We start from the raw sequence: 15,845 nt of genomic DNA on the forward strand, positions 1-15,845 counted from the left end.
GTTCGGGCAGACCTGCTGGAGGCAACGCATGGCCGAAGAAGAGGCCGGGGTACGGCGGACGGGGAGGGGCCCGGCGCGCCGGGCGAGCGACCGCGGGCGCTACGGCCGGCTGAGCCGGGAGCGCGTGCTGGCCAGCGCTCTGGAACTGGTGGACCGGGAGGGACTGGGCGCGCTGAGCATGCGCCGTCTGGGCGCCGAACTCGGCGTGGAGGCGATGGCGCTCTACCGGTACGCGGCGAGCAAGGACGCCCTCCTGGACGGCCTGGTCGAGGCCCTGTACCTCGAACTGGAGGAACGGTTGAGCATCGAGCCGCCGGCCCGGGCCACCGCCGAGGCGCCGGCGTGGCGCACGCAGCTCCACCGCATCGCGCGAGCCACCTACGACGTCTGCCTCGCGCACCCGCAGGCGGTGCCGCTCCTCTCCACTCGCATGCTGGCGGTACCGCTGGCACGGCGCCCCTCGGCCGTCCTCAGGGACCATGAACGCGTGCTCACCCTCCTGGGGGAGGCCGGTTACGACGAGGCCACCGCCTCTTCCGTCTTCCGCTCCTTCACCGCCTGGCTGCTCGGCTACATTTCCGTGGAGCTGCGCCCCATGGTGGACAACCCTGATGAACCGGACCCCGCCTTCCGTCTCGGCCTGCACCGCCTGTCACCGCAGGAGCTGCCCACGCTCCGGGCGACCGCCACCTCGCTCGTCGAACGGGGCGGCCCCGAGGACCTGATGGCCGGGCTGGACGCACTGCTCGACCGGTTCGCCCGGAAGTAGAAGCACGGCGTGCGGGAACAATTCCCATACCGCCTCCGCCATTTCGGAGTCTGAGCGGCCACCTGTCGCGGGTTACGCCCACTGACGGATAATGATCATTAGTGGCTCACACGAGGGGCCAGTTTCCGACACGAAGGCCTGTGGATTCAGCGGGGTACAATGCGGCGAGTGGCGTCGGCCGCTGAATTATTCACACGGAGTTTCCGGATTCATTCTGATCACAGAGGTCGCCAGTGAAGATTTTCAAGAATTCCCGCCCCATGACCCGCAGGTCGATGCTGGCTCTGACGTCGGTCCCTCTTCTGGCCGCAGTGCGACTCCCCTCCAGCGGCAGCGGCAGGGTTCTCGTCACGGACTACGCCACACCCCAGTTGGCGGCCGACGCCGCCGAAGGGAAGCGCCTTGTCTTTCCTGCGGGGCGCACGTACACGGTCACTTCGCTGTCGATCCCGGCCAACTGCTACGTCGAGGGCAACGGTTCGACCCTGCGCTTCCCGGACAACTCCACCTCGTCGGCCATGCAAAGCGACGAGATACTGAGGGTGAGCGGATCAGGCGTCACGATCGACAACCTCAAGTTCGACGGACGTGCGGCAAACCAGGGAGCCACCTGGTCTCAGTTCCGCCACTGCTTGAGAATCCACGGGAACATGAGCAACGTGACCGTCAAGAACTGCGAGTTCAGGAACATCATCGGCGACGGCGTCTACGTGAACATCGGAAGCTCCGCCAAGAATTGCATTATCGGGCCGAACAACACGTTCTCATCCGACTACTTCAATCGAAACGGTGTTTCGGTCATCACGGGTACACATATCGAAGTGCACGGCAATACCTTCACCAAGTGTTCGCGTTCCGGGATGCCCGGCCCCATTGACCTTGAGCCCAACTCGTCCAGCGACACCCTGTCCGACGTGTCCGTTCACCACAACACGATCATCGGCGGATCCACGACCGGCACGGGCACGTTGCCGGGTATCGTGTACAGCGGATTCCAGAACGCGGCAGCCGACAACATCGCCATCCACGACAATGACATCAGTGGAAGCAGATTCACGGACGGCATCCTGATCATTGGAATGAGCGACGGCCCGTTCAACGCCGCGAAGAACCTGAACGTCTACAACAACAACATCCACGACATCGGGAATGCGAACCGGTTCGGGGTCAGCATCAACTACCACATCGGCGCGCATGTGTACGACAACACGTTCAACGGAATGCAGTGGGCCATCTACAACTACAAGGGCGCTCTGGGCACGTCGACCGGTAACACCTTCATCGGTGTGACCAGGCAGATCACCGATGATGAACCGGACTCCATGCAGGTCTGACGGGCGGGCCTTGTCTCTCTTCACGCGCGTAGGCCCTCATGGCCTCCGGCGCAGCATCGCGCTGAACGGTGTGACGGGCCGTTCCAGGCGCTCGCCGTCCACGGTGATGTCGACCGCCTCGTTGTAGAAGGCGAGCCGGTCCTTGATCGCGGCCACCGCGGGCAGCGGGTCGGGGTAGCTCCAGACGATGTTGGGCGGTACATCGCCCTCGCCACGCCAGGACCAGTACGTCGCGGTTCCCTTGTAGGGGCATCCGGTGCTGTGGTCGGTGGCGTCGAACAGGTCCGGGCGGACGTCCTCGCGGGGGAGGTAGTAGCGGGTCGGCAGGGAGGTCTCGAAGAGCAGGACGGGGGCGTGGGTGTCCGCGACGACCTGGCCGCCGATCTCGACCCGGACGTGGCGGCTGCTCGGCAGGGCGTCGACGCGTTTGTGCGGGTCGCGGGGGTGGATGAAGATCTCTTCCTCCTCCTCGTACCAGTGGTCGAGGCCCGTGTCGGCGCGCCGGAACCACTCGAAGGCGATGTGGTCGGCCAGGTCGTCGGCGGGGAAGGTCCATGCCGCGTTCGGCCGTACGTCTGCGTCGGCCTGGAGGTCGTAGAAGATCTGCGAGCCGGTGTGGGTGCCCGTCGGCGGGTTCTTCGCCGGGCGGAGGAGGTCGGTGCGGACGTCGTCGCGCGGGAAGGCGTACTGCGGCACGGGCAGGTGGGGCTCCCAGACGAGCACCGGGTGCCGGCTGTCGACGACGGTGATGTCGCCGGTTCGGCCGCGCACCCAGCGCTCGCTGGGCTCCCACAGGAGGCCTTCGGGGGTGGTCCTGATCGATCGGGCGGCGGGGTGGGCCGGGTGGGTGGTCATGGCCGGTGCTCCTTCCGGAGGTCCGAATGTTCGATGTCCAGAGACCGATGTCCAGAGACCGATGTCCGGATGACCGATGTCCGGATGACCGATGCCCGGGTGACCGATGTCCGGATGACCGGTTCCCTCCACGGTCCCACGAGCTCAGTGCGCCGCGTCCAGCCTCGCCCGCTGCCCGGCGGTCAGTTCCAGGTCCACCGCGGCGAGGTTCTCCTCCAGCTGGGCCACCGAGGAGACCCCGGCCAGCGGGACGATCGGCAGTTCGCCGCCGAGCTGCCAGGCGAGCACCACCTGATTGAGGGTCGCCCCGGTCTCGCGGGCCACGTCGCGCAGTGCCGCCAGCCGGGCCGGCGTACCGGGATGGTCGAAGTCGGCGGGCAGTCGTTCCGGGCGGCTGTAGGCCCCCTTCAGCAAGGGTGAGTACGCGACCAGGGTGAGGCTCGGTTCGGCCCTCAGGTAACTCAGGAGGTCGGGGCCGGCGTGGCCGAGGCTGCCGTCCGGGAAGAGGTCGTCGGGCACGTCGGTGCGGGGGCGCAGGTGGGTGTGCGCGTACTGGAGCACCTCGTAGCCGGGCAGTCCGGCCGCGGTGGCGAGGGCCCGGGCCCGCTCGACGCGCCAGGTGGCGTGGTTGCTGACGCCGAGCAGTCCGACGGTGCCCTCGGCGACCAGGGAGCCGAAGGCCTCGACGGTCTCCTGGAGCGGGACGGTGTGGTCCTCGATGTGCGCGTACAGCAGGTCCAGCTTCTCGATGCCGAGCCGCTCGCGGCTGCGCTCCACCGACTCGCGGATCACCTTCGCCGACAGACCCTCCCGGTTGTCGATGTAGCTGGTGCCGGGGGCCAGGGGGCGGGCGCCGAGTTTGGTCGCGATGACGATCTCGTCGCCGATGCCGCGGCTGCGCCGCCAGCGCCCGAGGAGTTCCTCGCTCTGCCCGCCCTGGCCGCCGTCGGTCCAGAAGGCGTAGTTGTCGGCCGTGTCGATGAAGGTGCCGCCGGCCTCGACGTAGCGGTCGAGCACGGCGAAGGACGTCTTCTCGTCCGTCACCGAGCCGAACAGCATCGTGCCGAGCGCGAGCACGCTCACCTCGCGGCGGGTCCGCGGGTCCGTGCCGATCGTGCGGTACTTCATGGCTGCTCCTCCCGTACGCGCCCCGGGTCTCGGGACACGAACGGGAGTCTTCAGCTTGAAGCGCACTTCAAGTCAAGGGCTTACCCGCTCACTTCGCGAACGGCCCCTCCAACGCCGCCCACTGCAGCAGCATGATGGTCTTCGCGTCGGCGATCTCCCCGGTGCGGATCATCTCCAGGGCCCTGCGGAAGGGCAGTTCGAGGATCTCGATGTCCTCGCCCTCCTCGCCGAGGCCGCCGCCCTCGTGGGTGCGGGTCGACGGGCCGTAGGCGGCGGCGTAGAAGCTGACGCGTTCGGTGACCGAGCCGGGGCTCATGTAGACGTCGAAGACGTGCCGGACCGCGCCGATGGTGTGGCCGGTCTCCTCCACGACCTCGCGCCGGACCGCGATCTCCGGGTGCTCGTCATCGTCGTCGAGGAGGCCGCCCGGTGTCTCCACGAGCATGCCGTCGGGGTGTCCGTTGACGTACACGGGGAAGCGGAACTGGCGGGTGAGCAGGACGGTTTCGCGTTCGGCGTCGTACAGCAGCATGGTCGCCCCGTTGCCGCGGTCGTGCGTCTCGCGTTCCTGGGTGCTCCAGGTGCCGTCGGCGTGCCGGAAGTCGAAGGTCGTGGTCCGTTCGACGTACCAGTGGCTGGACAGGAGCTTCACGTCGCGCACCTTGACGCGGGGGTTGCCGGTCAGGTCCCGGCCGGTGCGGTCGAGTCCGGTGCGGCCCCTGCGGTCGGGGGTGTCGATGCCGGCGGTCATCGGGCACCGGCCGGGCGGGGGAAGACAGGAGAAGTGGTCATGCCCGCTTCTACCATCCGGGGGTCGTCCGTCGCCGTACGTTCCGGGGCGGCCCGGGGGCCCGGGGCCCGGGCACGACGGCGTGGCGTGTCTGCGCCTGCCCGCCGCCCCGTCGGCCGGGAGACGGTGAGGGCCGGCGCCGAGCCCTAGCGGGGAGGCCCGCACGGCCGCGGCGATCCGATTCACCTCACGGGGGAGGACGCATGGAAACACGCGTGGAAACGGTCCGGAGCACGAAACACGCGGTCGTCGTCGGGGCCGGTATCGGCGGGCTGACCACCGCGCTCGCCCTCGGCCGCACCGGGTGGCGTGTGACGGTGCTGGAGCAGGCGGCGGCCGTCGGGGAGGTCGGCGCGGGCATCCAGCTCAGCCCCAACGGGGTGCGCGTGCTGAGTTCCCTGGGCGTGCTCGACCGGCTGCTGCCCACGACGTTCCGTCCCGAGGCGGTCGAGATGCGGCTCGGCCGCTCCGGCCGGCACGTGTTCCGCATCGAGCTCGCCGAGACGGCCGTACGGCGGTGGGGCGCCCCCTACCTGCACGTCCACCGCGCGGACCTGCTCGACGCCCTCCTCGCCGCGACGACCGGCAGCGGCCTGGACATCACCCTGCGCACCGGGTCGGCGGTGCGGAGCTACGAGCAGGACCCGGAGCAGGTCACTGCGGTGCTCGACTCGGGCCGCCGCGTCAGCGGCAGCCTGCTCGTCGGCGCGGACGGCATCCACTCGGTGATCCGCGGACAGATGCTGGGGACCGGCGAGCCCCGGTTCACCGGTCACGTCGCCTGGCGGGTCACCGTCCCGATCGAGCGTCTGGGGCGTGACGCGCCGCCGCCCACCGCGTGCCTCTGGGTGGGCGAGGGACGCCATGCGATCACCTACCGGCTCCGGGGTGGGGCGCTGGCCAATCTGGTGGCCGTGGTGGAGCGCGACGCGTGGCGGGGCGAGTCCTGGACCGAGCGCGGCACCCAGGAGGACGCACTGGCCGATTTCGCGGGCTGGCACCCCACGGTCACCACCGTCCTGCGCGAGGCCGACGCCCACTACCGCTGGGCGCTGTTCGACCGCGAGCCTCTGGAGAACTGGACCGACGGACGGGTCGCGCTCCTCGGTGACGCCTGCCATCCGATGCTGCCCTACCTGGCCCAGGGCGCCACCATGGCCATCGAGGACGCGCAGGTCCTCGCCGACCGGCTCGAAGCACACCGGCTCGAGGCACAGGGACTCGAAGCACAGGGACTCGAAGCACAGGGACTCGAACGCCCCGGCGACGTGCCGCGGGCGCTGCGCTCGTACGCCGCGACCAGGCGACCGCGCACCGCACGTGTCCAGGCCGGATCGCGTCAGAACGGGCAGCGTTTCCACCAGGGCGGCCGCTTCGCCCACCTGCCCCTGTGGTTCCTCGGGAAACTGGCTCCCCGCGTGTACCACCGCCGACTGGACTGGCTCTACGGACACCGGGTGTCTTGATCCTCGAATCCACCGGGCACGGAAAAGGCCTCCGCGGGCAACTGCCCGCAGAGGCCTTCCGCACCGTCGGGACGACAGGATTTGAACCTGCGACCCCTTGACCCCCAGTCAAGTGCGCTACCAAGCTGCGCCACGTCCCGGTGCGCGCCACCCGCGGTGAACCGCGTGATCGCGCGAACAGCACTTTACCCCACACCCCTGGCCGCGCCGAAAGCGGCCCGGGCGCGACAATCGGCCTATGGGCAGCACAAGCGACGAGAACGGCTCGGGCCGTGGGAACAGCTCGGGCCGTGAGGACAGCACGGTCAGTGAGGACAGCACGGGACAGCCGGGCGGTGCGCGGGACCGCGACAGTGAGGGCCGGGCGCGCAACGCCCGGCCGCGGGACGGTCTCGGCCGGCCCCTGCCGTACGGCGCGGACGGTGTGCCCCGTCAGCCCGAGGGCGTCGTCCGCACTCCGGAGGAGACCGTCGCGGAGGCGCAGCGGCTGCTGGAGGAGGGCAAGCCGTTCCACGCCCACGAGGTCTTCGAGGACGCGTGGAAGTCGGGGCCCGAGGAGGAGCGGGAGCTGTGGCGCGGACTCGCCCAGGTCGCCGTGGGCCTGACGCATGCCGCCCGCGGCAACCTCACGGGCGGGGCGCGGCTGCTGCGGCGGGGCGCGAGCGCGACCGAGGCGTGGGTGTCCGGCACCGGGCGGGCCGTGCCGCACGGCATCGACGTCGGGGCCGTCGCCGCTTGGGCGCGGGAGCTCGCCGGGGAGGTGGAGCGGGACGGCCGGGCCGTGGACGCGGGGGCGCGGGCGCCCCGGCTCCGGGGAGCGGGCGCGGGGCGCTGAGCCGGGAGGCGCCGAAGGCACCCGCGTGCGGACGCGGTGAATCCCCTTCCCTGCGCGTACGGCAGACTCGGGGCGTGCGAAAGATTCATGTCATCGGTATCGGCGCGGGCGACCCCGACCAGCTCACCCTCCAGGCGGTCAAGGCACTGCGGAGCACGGACGTGTTCTTCATCCTGGACAAGGGCGAGGTGAAGGCGGACCTCACCGAGCTGCGCCGGGACATGCTGGAGGCGCATCTGACGGCGGGGACGTACCGGGTCGTCCAGGCCCGTGACCCGGAGCGGGACCGGAGCGCCGGCGGTGCCTCCTACTCCCCCGCCGTCGGGGACTGGCGCAGTGCCCGGGCCGACATCTATGAGCGGCTGATCGCCGAGGAACTCGGCGAGGACCAGACCGGCGCCTTCCTGGTGTGGGGCGACCCTTCGCTGTACGACAGCACCCTGGCGATCCTGGAGGAGGTGCTGGAGCGCGGCGCCGTGGCGTTCGAGTACGACGTCGTGCCCGGCATCAGCAGTGTCTCGGCGCTCGTCGCCCGGCACCGGACGGGTCTCAACCGGGTCGCCCGGCCGGTGCAGATCACCACGGGGCGGCGGCTCGCGGAGGGCTTCCCGGAGGGCGTGGACGACGTGGTGGTGATGCTCGACGCCCACCAGGCGTTCCAGCGGTACGCGGACGAGGACGTCGACATCTACTGGGGCGCCTACATCGGCACGCCCGACGAGATCCTCGTCTCGGGACCGATCGCCGAGGCCGCGCCCCGGATCGAGCGGCTGCGGGCCGAGGCCCGTGAGCGCAAGGGCTGGATCATGGACACGTATCTGCTGCGCCGACGCCCCCGCGACGGAAACGACTGACGCGACTGGGGCGCGCATCACCGGGCACCCGTGCGGACGTTCTGGCATGCGCACGTAGCCCACAGGCGTGAAGGTGACGACGTGACCGTCGTGGAGGAAACCGCCCTGCCCGCCTCCCAGCCGCCGGTGCTGGACGCCCGTCGCCGCAACGTCGTCTTCGTGACGATCATGCTGGGGATGCTGCTCGCGGCCCTCGACCAGACCATCGTCGGCACCGCCCTGCCGACCATCGTCTCGGACCTGGGCGGGGCGGACCACATGTCCTGGGTGGTCACCTCGTACCTCCTCGCGGAGACCGTGTCGACCGTGCTGGTCGGCAAGTTCGGCGACCTGTTCGGCCGCAAGGTGGTCTTCCAGGTCTCGGCGGTCGTGTTCATCACGGGCTCGTTCCTGTGCGGTCTGGCCACGAACATGTCGCTGCTGATCGCCTGGCGGGCGATGCAGGGCATCGGCGCGGGCGGGCTGATGGTCACGTCGATGGCACTGATCGCGGACGTGATCCCCCTGCGCGAGCGCGGCAAGTACCAGGGCGCGATCGGCGCGGTGTTCGGGGTGTCCACGGTCATCGGGCCGCTGCTGGGCGGGCTGTTCACCGACCACCTGACGTGGCGGTGGGCGTTCTACGTCAACGTGCCCATCGCGATCGTCGTGGTCCTGGCGGCGGCCCGGACCATTCCGGTGGTGAAGTCGGCGTCCCGGCCCGTCATCGACTACCTGGGCATCGCGCTCGTCGCGGCCGGGGCCAGTGCGCTGATCCTGGCGACGAGCTGGGGCGGCAACGAGTACGCGTGGGGCTCGGGCGTGATCATTGCGCTGTTCGCGGGCGGAGTGGTCGCGCTCGGCCTGTTCTGCTGGGTGGAGACCCGGGCACGCGAACCGATGCTGCCCATGCGGCTGTTCGCCAACCCGGTGTTCACGGTCTGCTCGGTGCTGAGCTTCATCGTCGGCTTCGCGATGCTGGGCGCGCTGACGTACCTGCCGACGTATCTGCAGTACGTCGACGGCGACTCGGCCACGGTGTCCGGGGTGCGGACGCTGCCGATGGTGGCCGGGCTGCTCATCGCGTCGGTGTTCAGCGGCAGCGTGGTCAGCAGGACGGGGCGGTACCGGATCTTCCCGATCGTCGGCGCGGTGGTGATGGGCGTCGGCCTGTTCCTGATGTCCCTCATGGGGCCGGGCACCGGCGCGGGGCTGGAGTCCCTGTACATGGTCGTGCTGGGCACCGGCATCGGCCTGTGCATGCAGGTGCTGACGATCGCGGTGCAGAACACCGTGGACTACGCCGACCTGGGCACGGCGACGTCCGGGGTCACCTTCTTCCGTACGCTGGGCAGTTCGTTCGGCACGGCCGTGTTCGGCACGATCTACACCAACGCGCTGACGCCCAACCTGCGGGAGGGGGTGGGTCGGGCGGCGCAGTCCGGTGGCGTGGACCCGGACACCGTCGCGAGGGCGGCGACCAGCCCGGACGGTGTGCACGAACTGCCGTCGGCGGTGGCCGCCCCGATCGTCGACGCCTACGCCGACACGCTCCAGACCGTGTTCCTGTGGACGGTGCCGGTCGCCGCGCTGGGCTTCCTCGTCGCCCTGTTCCTCAAGCAGGTCCGGCTGCGCGACACCGCCCGGACGGGGTCGACGGACCTGGGCGAGGGGTTCGCCTCACCGCACGGCCCGGACTCCCAGCGGGTGCTGGAGGCCGCCGTCGGGAAGATCATCGGCAGTACGGATCTGGACACCACCCGCCGGATCGTCCTGGAGTCGGACACCCGGCTCGATGTGGCCGGGGCGTGGGCGGTGATGCAGGTCGAGCTGTTCACGCGGCTGGTCGGCCATGCCAGCCTGGGGCTGATCGCCGCCCGGCGCCGAATGCCGCCCGAGGTGCTGCTGCCCGTCTTCGAGCGGATGGTCGAGGAGGGGTTCCTGACCCGTACCGGCTCCCTGCTCTCGCACACGGAGGCGGGTGCCCGCGAGGCCGCCGTCATCAGCCGGGCCTGGGCCGCCTGGCTGGAGGACCGGCTCGGGCAGGACATCGGCCGCCCCTCGGACAGCGACCTGCGCGTGGCGGTCGACGCGATCGCGAAGAGGCTGCTGGTGGAGGACCTGAGCCACGGGCTGCCGACCAGGCCGGAGAAGGTCCTGGCGACCAGCTCCGTGTGAGGCCGGGCTCCCCGGCTCCTACCGCAGCCCCAGCCGTTCCAGGGCTCCCGCCACGTCGGGCACGGCCGTCACGCCGTCCGGCAGCGGTGGCCGCCGGACGACCACGACGGGCAGGCCGAGGTCACGTGCCGCCGTGAGTTTGGCCGCCGTGGCCGCTCCGCCGCTGTCCTTGGTCACCAGGACGTCGACGCGGTGCTCGCGCAGCAGGGCCGTCTCGCCGGGCACGGTGAACGGGCCGCGGGCCAGGAGCACATGGAGGTCGGGCGGCAGTGGCGGCTCGGGCGGATCCACCGACCGTGCCACGAAGTGGAGGTCCGTCAGGTGCGCGAAGGCGGCCAGGCCGAGGCGCCCGGTGGTGAGGAGGACCCGGCGTCCGAGCCGGGGCAGCAGGTCCGCCGCCGCCTCCAGTGAGGGGACCGGGTGCCAGAGGTCCCCGGGACCCGGCCGCCACCCGGGGCGGCGCAGCACCACCGCCGGTACACCGGTCGCGGCCGCGGCCCGGGCCGCGTTGGCCGTGATCGACTCGGCGAAGGGATGCGTGGCGTCCACGAGCGCGCTCACGCCCTCCTCGCGCAGCCACCGGGCCAGCCCCTCGGCCCCGCCGAAGCCCCCGACGCGCACCTCCCCGTCGAGCGCCCCGGGCTTCGCCACGCGCCCCGCGAGGGACGTCGTGACACGGACGCCGGGGCGGCCGGACAGGGCGGCGGCCAGGGCGCGGGCCTCGGTCGTGCCGCCGAGGATCAGGACGTGACAGGACACGGCCTCGAGCGTACGGGGTCCCGTGCGGCGGCCACCGGGACGGGTGCCGACGCCAGGACGGGTGCGGAGCACCGGCGGGCACGTCCGGCGGTCGCTATCGTCCTGGCATGGAGTCCGTGCGTGCCGTGCTCGTCGACATCGACGGGGTGCTCACCGTCTCGTGGCGGCCGTTGCCGGGGGCCGTCGAGGCGTTGCGGGAGGTCCGGGAGGCCGGTCTCGCCGTGCTGCTGGTCACGAACACGACGTCCCGCACCCGGGCGTCGATCGCCGGGACGCTGGCGGACACGGGGTTCCCGGTGTCCGCGGAGGACATCCTGACCGCGCCCGCCGCCACCGCCGCCTATCTCGCCGAGCACTGTCCCGGCGCCCGGTGCGCGCTGCTGAACAGCGGCGACATCGCGGAGGACCTGGACGGGGTGACCGTCGTCGACCCGGCGGACAGCGGCGCCGTGCCGGATGTGGTGCTGGTCGGCGGGGCCGGTCCCGAGTTCGGGTACGAGGCGCTCGACCGGGCCTTCGGCCTGCTGCAGCGCGGGGCCCGGCTGGTGGCGATGCACCGCAATCTGTACTGGCGTACGGACGAGGGGCTGCGGCTGGACTCCGGCGCGTTCCTGGCCGGGCTGGAGAAGGCGGCCCGGGTGGAGGCCGAGATCACCGGCAAGCCGGCCCGGGCGTTCTTCGAGGCCGCGCTCGCCCGGCTCGGTGCCGGGGCCGGCGAGGCCGTGATGGTCGGGGACGACGTCGAGTCGGACGTGCTGGCTGCGCAGCGGGCCGGTGTCACGGGTGTCCTCGTGCGGACCGGGAAGTTCCAGCCGGAGACGCTCCGGGCCGCCGACGGCACGCCCGACCACGTGATCGACTCCTTCGCGGACCTTCCTGTGCTGCTGCGGGGCTCAGCGCAGCAGTAGTTGCAGACCGCCGACGACCGTCGCCGCGATGACCAGCTGTTCGAACAGGCGCTGGTTGATCTTGTGCACGGCCCACTTGCCGATCAGCGCGCCGGGCACGACGAACAGCACGAGCGCCAGGTCGAGCAGGAGCGAGGGGCCGTCGATCAGGCCGAGACCGGCACTGAAAGGCAGCTTGGAGATGTTGACGATCAGGAAGAAGAAGGCGGAGGTGCCGAGGAAGCCGAGCTTGCGGAAGCCCGCGGACAGCAGGTACATCGACATCACCGGGCCGCCGGCGTTGGCGACCATGGTGGTGAAGCCGCCGAGGACGCCGTACGAGCGGGCCTTGAGGCGGCCGGCCCGGGTGGTGACGGACTCCGGCTCCCGCTCCGCGTCGGCCGTGCGCCTGCGCCACACGGTGACGCCCGCCATGAGCAGCAGGATCGCACCGATCGAGGTCCGGACGATCGCGTCGTCGGCCCACATCAGGAACACCGTGCCGACGACGACGCCCGCGGCGACCGCCGGGAACAGCCGCCACAGTGTGGGCCAGTGGGCGTGCCGCCGGTAGGTGGCGACGGCGAGCAGGTCCCCGGCGATGAGGATCGGCAGCAGCACGCCGGTGGAGGCGCGGGCGGGCAGCACCGCGGCGAAGATGGCGAGGCTGACCGTGTTGGCCCCGCTCACGGCGGTCTTGGAGAAACCGACGAGCAGGGCCGCGAAGGCGAGGGCGGCGAACTCCCAGCCGGTGATGTGCCAGAGCGTCATGGTGTTCATGCGAGCACTGATGCTATGTGCAACGAACCGGGGCGCACAGTGCCGTCTCGCCTGATGGCTGTCCTGTGGCCGACAGACCCTAGGCCCGCTCGACCAGCAGCGCGCTCCCCTGCCCCACTCCGACGCACATCGTCGCCAGCCCCCGTCCCGCCCCGGTGCGCCGCATGCGGTGGAGCAGTGTCGTCAGGATGCGGGCGCCGGAGCAGCCCAGGGGGTGGCCGAGGGCGATGGCGCCGCCGGTCGGGTTGACGAGGTCGGGGTCGATGCCGAGCTGGTCGACGCAGGCCAGGGCCTGGGCCGCGAACGCCTCGTTGAACTCGGCCTCCTCGATGTCGGCGACGCTCCAGCCGGCGCGGGTCAGGGCCTTGCGGGTGGCGGGGACCGGGCCGATGCCCATGACGTCGGGGTGCACGCCGGCGGAGGCGCCGGCGACGTAGCGGCCGAGGGAGGTGAGGCCCAGGTCGTTCAGGGCTTCCTCGCTGACCAGGAGCAGGCCGGCGGCGCCGTCGTTCATCGGGGAGGCGTTGCCCGCGGTGACCGTACCGCCCTGTCGGAAGACCGGCTTCAGCCGGGACAGCTTCTCGAGGGAGGTGTCCTCGCGGACGCACTCGTCGGTGTCGACGGTCACGCCGTCGGGGCGTTCCAGGGGCAGGAGTTCGTCGTCGAAGTGGCCGTTCTTGCGGGCCAGGGCCGCCAGCCGGTGGCTGCGCAGGGCGAACTCGTCCTGGCGTTCGCGCGGGATGCCGTAGCGGGCGGCGACCTCCTCGGCCGTCTCGCCCATGGACAGCAGGCCGTGCAGGTCCTTCATCGCCGGGTTGACCAGGCGCCAGCCGAGGCGGGTGTCGGCGGTCTCGACGCGATGCGGCAGGGCCTCGTCGGGACGGGGCAGGACGAAGGGGGCACGGCTCATCGACTCGGAGCCGCCCGCGATGACGATGTCGGCCTCGCCGGCGGCGATGGTGCGGGCGGCCGTGGTCACGGCCTCCAGGCCCGAGGCGCAGAGGCGGTTGACCGTGGCTCCGGGCACGGATTCGGGCAGGCCGGCGAGCAGGGCGGCCATGCGGGCGACGTTGCGGTTGTCCTCGCCGGCCTGGTTGGCGGCGCCCCAGTAGACGTCGTCGACGCGGGCCGGGTCCAGTGCGGGCACGTCGCGGACCAGGGCGCGGACGACGGTCGCGGCGAGGTCGTCGGGCCGTACCGAGGAGAGGGATCCCCGCAGCTTGCCGATGGGGGTGCGGCGGGCGGCCGCGAAGTGGACGGGACGCACGAGAGGGCTCCTCACACCGCGTGTTAATTAGCACTGCTAGTTTCGGACTATAGACCCTCGGTCGCCCCCTGGGAAGATTGTGCGACGCCGGAGGGCCCAGAGGGGCCCGGAGGGGCGTTCCCGCAGGCCGGGGCACGGCCCCCGGGGCGTCGCGTGCCGCGTTTGCACCAGTGCGCCCTGGGCACCCGCGCGGTCATGGAGTGGTTGCGGAGCGCCGCCTGCGTGGACGAGGACCCCGAGCTGTTCTTTCCCGTGGGCACGGCGGGCCCCGCCCTGCGGGACATCACGGCCGCCAAGCGGATCTGCGCGCGCTGTCCGGTGACCGACGACTGCCTGAGCTTCGCGCTGAGCAGCGGACAGGCCTCGGGCGTGTGGGGCGGCACCTGCGAGGAGGAGCGCGACGCACTGCTCAGGACCACGAGGAACGACGCGAGAAGGAGAAGCGCCCTATGACGGCTGTCAGGAGCACACTGCCCGACGAGGCCCGCCGGGTCTCCTGCGAGGCACTCCAGGACACCCTGGTGGATCTGCTCGGACTCTCGCTGATCGGGAAGCAGGCGCACTGGAACATCGTCGGACCGCGGTTCCGGTCCATCCACCTCCAGCTCGACGAGGTGGTCTCGGCCGCTCGGAACTTCGCCGACACGGTGGCGGAGCGGTCCGCGGCGCTCGGCGTCCCGCCGGACGGCCGGCCGGAGACCATCGCCAAGGCCTTCACGCTGCCCGCCCCGAAGGAGGGCTGGGTGCGCGACTCGGACGCCGTGCAGGTGATGGTCGAGTCGCTGCAGGACGCGATCGCCCGGCTGCGCGAGCGCATCGACGCGACCGAGAAGGCCGATCTGGTCACCCAGGACCTGCTGATCGGCATCACCGCCGAGCTGGAGAAGCAGCGGTGGATGTTCGACGCGGAGAACTTCCCCCGCGAAGGCTGACCGGCGCCCACGTACGTACGGAAGGGGCACCCCATGACCGACGCCCTGGAACTGGACGCGCTGTGGGAGGACTTCCACCGCGTGGTGAACATGACGTCACAGGAACTCGCCGCCTGGCTGCGCACGCGTGACGCCGACGAGGAGGCGGAGCCGCTGCCCGAGGAGGCGGGGACCGAGACCGGGAAGCACGTCCTGGCGATCCTCCAGAAGCGGCGCACCGACCTGACCGAGGACGACCTGCGCGTGATGCGGAACGTAGTGGACAGGGTCACCTCGCAGGTGGACCTGGAGAACGAGCCGATACCCGAGGTGACGGCCGAGGACACGCGCCGCCGGCACCGGCTGATGACCGTCGGCCACGATCCGCTGAAGGCCTAGCCGTGGGCCGGCAGGAGCGCGTCGTACGCGAACTCGTCGACGCGCACGGCCGGACGTACGCCGACGAGGCGGGCATCCGGCTGAAGGACACACCGCAGCCGCTGTACCGGCTGCTGGTGCTGTCCCACCTGCTCAGCGCCCGCATCCGCGGATCGATCGCGCTCGCCACCGCCCGTGCCCTGCACGAGGCGGGGCTGCGCGATCCGCGCCGGATGGCGGAGGCGGACTGGCAGGAGCGGGTGGACGCGCTCGGCCGGGGCGGCTACCGGCGCTACGACGAGCGCACCGCCACCCAACTCGGCGACGCCGCGGAGCTGTTGAACGAGCGGTGGGGCGGCGACCTGCGGCGGCTGCGCCGGGAGGCGGACGGCAAGGTGTCCGAACTGCGCCACCTCCTCCAGGAGTTCCCCGGCATCGGACCGGCCGGGGCCGACATCTTCCTGCGCGAGGCACAGAGCGTCTGGCCGGAGGCCGCGCCCTACCTGGACGCCAAGGCATTGCAGGGTGCCGAGCGGCTGAAGCTGCCCAAGGACCCGGACCGCCTCGCCGAACTGGCCGGGCGGACCGACCCGGCCGTGCTCGCCGCCGCGCTGGTGCGGGCGGCCGTGGACAAGAAGGTCGTGGAGGACACGCTGCGGCGCGCCGACTGACGGC

The 15,845-nt window shown here is 71.3% G+C and carries 17 protein-coding genes and 1 tRNA gene; 11 read left to right on the plus strand and 7 right to left on the minus strand.

Features of this window, described 5'->3' with window-relative positions:
- Window positions 1-28: 28 nt before the first annotated feature.
- Both ACSUPV_RS04940 and ACSUPV_RS04945 read left to right on the plus strand, forming a co-directional pair.
- Entirely contained in the window at window positions 29-769 is a 741-nt protein-coding gene (locus tag ACSUPV_RS04940) for a TetR/AcrR family transcriptional regulator (RefSeq protein WP_031112828.1), read from the plus strand.
- A gap of 233 nt (window positions 770-1,002) precedes the next feature.
- Entirely contained in the window at window positions 1,003-2,103 is a 1,101-nt protein-coding gene (locus ACSUPV_RS04945) for a hypothetical protein (RefSeq protein WP_436947000.1), read from the plus strand.
- 36 nt (window positions 2,104-2,139) lie between these two features.
- On the opposite strand, the gene ACSUPV_RS04950 is transcribed toward ACSUPV_RS04945, so the two are convergent.
- From ACSUPV_RS04950 to ACSUPV_RS04960, 3 genes are all read right to left on the minus strand, one after another.
- Window positions 2,140-2,958 (minus strand): DUF427 domain-containing protein, encoded by an 819-nt coding sequence (locus tag ACSUPV_RS04950; RefSeq protein WP_031112826.1) that lies wholly within the window; start codon window positions 2,956-2,958, stop codon window positions 2,140-2,142.
- A gap of 144 nt (window positions 2,959-3,102) precedes the next feature.
- The gene (locus ACSUPV_RS04955; protein ID WP_031112824.1) at window positions 3,103-4,086 is read right to left on the minus strand and encodes an aldo/keto reductase; all 984 of its coding nucleotides are present in this window, start codon (window positions 4,084-4,086) and stop codon (window positions 3,103-3,105) included.
- Between the two features lie 88 nt (window positions 4,087-4,174).
- The gene (locus tag ACSUPV_RS04960; protein ID WP_037770471.1) at window positions 4,175-4,837 is read right to left on the minus strand and encodes an NUDIX domain-containing protein; all 663 of its coding nucleotides are present in this window, start codon (window positions 4,835-4,837) and stop codon (window positions 4,175-4,177) included.
- Between the two features lie 242 nt (window positions 4,838-5,079).
- Here ACSUPV_RS04960 and ACSUPV_RS04965 point away from each other — a divergent pair, with 242 nt between their 5' ends.
- Window positions 5,080-6,342: an FAD-dependent monooxygenase gene (locus ACSUPV_RS04965; protein WP_436947001.1), complete on the plus strand. Its 1,263-nt coding sequence runs from the start codon at window positions 5,080-5,082 to the stop codon at window positions 6,340-6,342.
- 66 nt (window positions 6,343-6,408) lie between these two features.
- Here ACSUPV_RS04965 and ACSUPV_RS04970 read toward each other — a convergent pair.
- Window positions 6,409-6,482 (minus strand) — tRNA-Pro (locus ACSUPV_RS04970).
- 98 nt (window positions 6,483-6,580) lie between these two features.
- Here ACSUPV_RS04970 and ACSUPV_RS04975 point away from each other — a divergent pair.
- The 3 genes from ACSUPV_RS04975 to ACSUPV_RS04985 all read left to right on the plus strand — a co-directional run bounded on the left by ACSUPV_RS04975 (window position 6,581) and on the right by ACSUPV_RS04985 (window position 10,188).
- Window positions 6,581-7,177 carry a DUF309 domain-containing protein gene (locus ACSUPV_RS04975; RefSeq protein ID WP_436947002.1) on the plus strand — a complete coding sequence of 199 codons (597 nt, stop codon included), beginning with the start codon at window positions 6,581-6,583 and terminating at the stop codon, window positions 7,175-7,177.
- A 74-nt stretch (window positions 7,178-7,251) separates the two neighbouring features.
- A complete protein-coding gene (cobF, locus tag ACSUPV_RS04980; protein ID WP_031112815.1) occupies window positions 7,252-8,031 on the plus strand; it encodes a precorrin-6A synthase (deacetylating) in 780 nt (259 codons plus the stop codon).
- An 81-nt stretch (window positions 8,032-8,112) separates the two neighbouring features.
- Window positions 8,113-10,188 (plus strand): MDR family MFS transporter, encoded by a 2,076-nt coding sequence (locus ACSUPV_RS04985; protein WP_382610033.1) that lies wholly within the window; start codon window positions 8,113-8,115, stop codon window positions 10,186-10,188.
- 18 nt (window positions 10,189-10,206) lie between these two features.
- Here ACSUPV_RS04985 and ACSUPV_RS04990 read toward each other — a convergent pair whose 3' ends face one another.
- Complete coding sequence (locus ACSUPV_RS04990) at window positions 10,207-10,947, minus strand: cobalt-precorrin-6A reductase (RefSeq protein WP_382610036.1); 741 nt, start codon at window positions 10,945-10,947, stop codon at window positions 10,207-10,209.
- A gap of 107 nt (window positions 10,948-11,054) precedes the next feature.
- On the opposite strand from ACSUPV_RS04990, the gene ACSUPV_RS04995 reads away from it, so the two are divergent.
- Window positions 11,055-11,855, plus strand: coding sequence for a TIGR01458 family HAD-type hydrolase (locus ACSUPV_RS04995; RefSeq protein ID WP_031112811.1), 801 nt, complete (start codon window positions 11,055-11,057; stop codon window positions 11,853-11,855).
- On the opposite strand, the gene ACSUPV_RS05000 is transcribed toward ACSUPV_RS04995, so the two are convergent.
- Both ACSUPV_RS05000 and ACSUPV_RS05005 read right to left on the minus strand, forming a co-directional pair.
- Window positions 11,841-12,614 carry a sulfite exporter TauE/SafE family protein gene (locus ACSUPV_RS05000; RefSeq protein ID WP_031112809.1) on the minus strand — a complete coding sequence of 258 codons (774 nt, stop codon included), beginning with the start codon at window positions 12,612-12,614 and terminating at the stop codon, window positions 11,841-11,843. The genes ACSUPV_RS04995 and ACSUPV_RS05000 overlap by 15 nt on opposite strands.
- A 79-nt stretch (window positions 12,615-12,693) precedes the next feature.
- Window positions 12,694-13,881, minus strand: coding sequence for a thiolase family protein (locus ACSUPV_RS05005; protein ID WP_436947003.1), 1,188 nt, complete (start codon window positions 13,879-13,881; stop codon window positions 12,694-12,696).
- Window positions 13,882-14,076: 195 nt separating this feature from the next.
- On the opposite strand from ACSUPV_RS05005, the gene ACSUPV_RS05010 reads away from it, so the two are divergent.
- From ACSUPV_RS05010 to ACSUPV_RS05025, 4 genes are read left to right on the plus strand one after another with little or no spacing between them, the layout of a single operon-like run.
- Window positions 14,077-14,334: a WhiB family transcriptional regulator gene (locus ACSUPV_RS05010; protein WP_031112805.1), complete on the plus strand. Its 258-nt coding sequence runs from the start codon at window positions 14,077-14,079 to the stop codon at window positions 14,332-14,334.
- Entirely contained in the window at window positions 14,331-14,813 is a 483-nt protein-coding gene (locus ACSUPV_RS05015) for a Dps family protein (RefSeq protein WP_031112804.1), read from the plus strand. The genes ACSUPV_RS05010 and ACSUPV_RS05015 overlap by 4 nt, the downstream gene beginning before the upstream one ends.
- Before the next feature lie 33 nt (window positions 14,814-14,846).
- Entirely contained in the window at window positions 14,847-15,191 is a 345-nt protein-coding gene (locus tag ACSUPV_RS05020) for a DUF3140 domain-containing protein (RefSeq protein ID WP_031112803.1), read from the plus strand.
- Between the two features lie 2 nt (window positions 15,192-15,193).
- On the plus strand, window positions 15,194-15,841 hold the full coding sequence (locus ACSUPV_RS05025; protein ID WP_037770487.1) for an endonuclease: 648 nt from the start codon (window positions 15,194-15,196) through the stop codon (window positions 15,839-15,841).
- The last annotated feature ends 4 nt before the right edge of the window (window positions 15,842-15,845 follow it).

Source organism: Streptomyces sp. SudanB52_2052 (assembly GCF_964272415.1).
In the GTDB taxonomy this organism is placed as follows: Bacteria; Actinomycetota; Actinomycetes; order Streptomycetales; family Streptomycetaceae; genus Streptomyces; species Streptomyces olindensis.

Excerpts from the sequence above, each read along its gene's own strand:
- ACSUPV_RS04960 (WP_037770471.1), bottom strand. The coding sequence starts at position 4,837 with ATGACCGCCGGCATCGACACCCCCGACCGCAGGGGCCGCACCGGACTC.
- ACSUPV_RS05015 (WP_031112804.1), top strand. The coding sequence starts at position 14,331 with ATGACGGCTGTCAGGAGCACACTGCCCGACGAGGCCCGCCGGGTCTCC.
- ACSUPV_RS05020 (WP_031112803.1), top strand. The coding sequence starts at position 14,847 with ATGACCGACGCCCTGGAACTGGACGCGCTGTGGGAGGACTTCCACCGC.
- ACSUPV_RS04950 (WP_031112826.1), bottom strand. The coding sequence starts at position 2,958 with ATGACCACCCACCCGGCCCACCCCGCCGCCCGATCGATCAGGACCACC.
- ACSUPV_RS04965 (WP_436947001.1), top strand. The coding sequence starts at position 5,080 with ATGGAAACACGCGTGGAAACGGTCCGGAGCACGAAACACGCGGTCGTC.
- ACSUPV_RS04975 (WP_436947002.1), top strand. The coding sequence starts at position 6,581 with ATGGGCAGCACAAGCGACGAGAACGGCTCGGGCCGTGGGAACAGCTCG.
- ACSUPV_RS04940 (WP_031112828.1), top strand. The coding sequence starts at position 29 with ATGGCCGAAGAAGAGGCCGGGGTACGGCGGACGGGGAGGGGCCCGGCG.
- ACSUPV_RS05000 (WP_031112809.1), bottom strand. The coding sequence starts at position 12,614 with ATGAACACCATGACGCTCTGGCACATCACCGGCTGGGAGTTCGCCGCC.
- ACSUPV_RS05010 (WP_031112805.1), top strand. The coding sequence starts at position 14,077 with ATGGAGTGGTTGCGGAGCGCCGCCTGCGTGGACGAGGACCCCGAGCTG.
- ACSUPV_RS04995 (WP_031112811.1), top strand. The coding sequence starts at position 11,055 with ATGGAGTCCGTGCGTGCCGTGCTCGTCGACATCGACGGGGTGCTCACC.
- ACSUPV_RS04955 (WP_031112824.1), bottom strand. The coding sequence starts at position 4,086 with ATGAAGTACCGCACGATCGGCACGGACCCGCGGACCCGCCGCGAGGTG.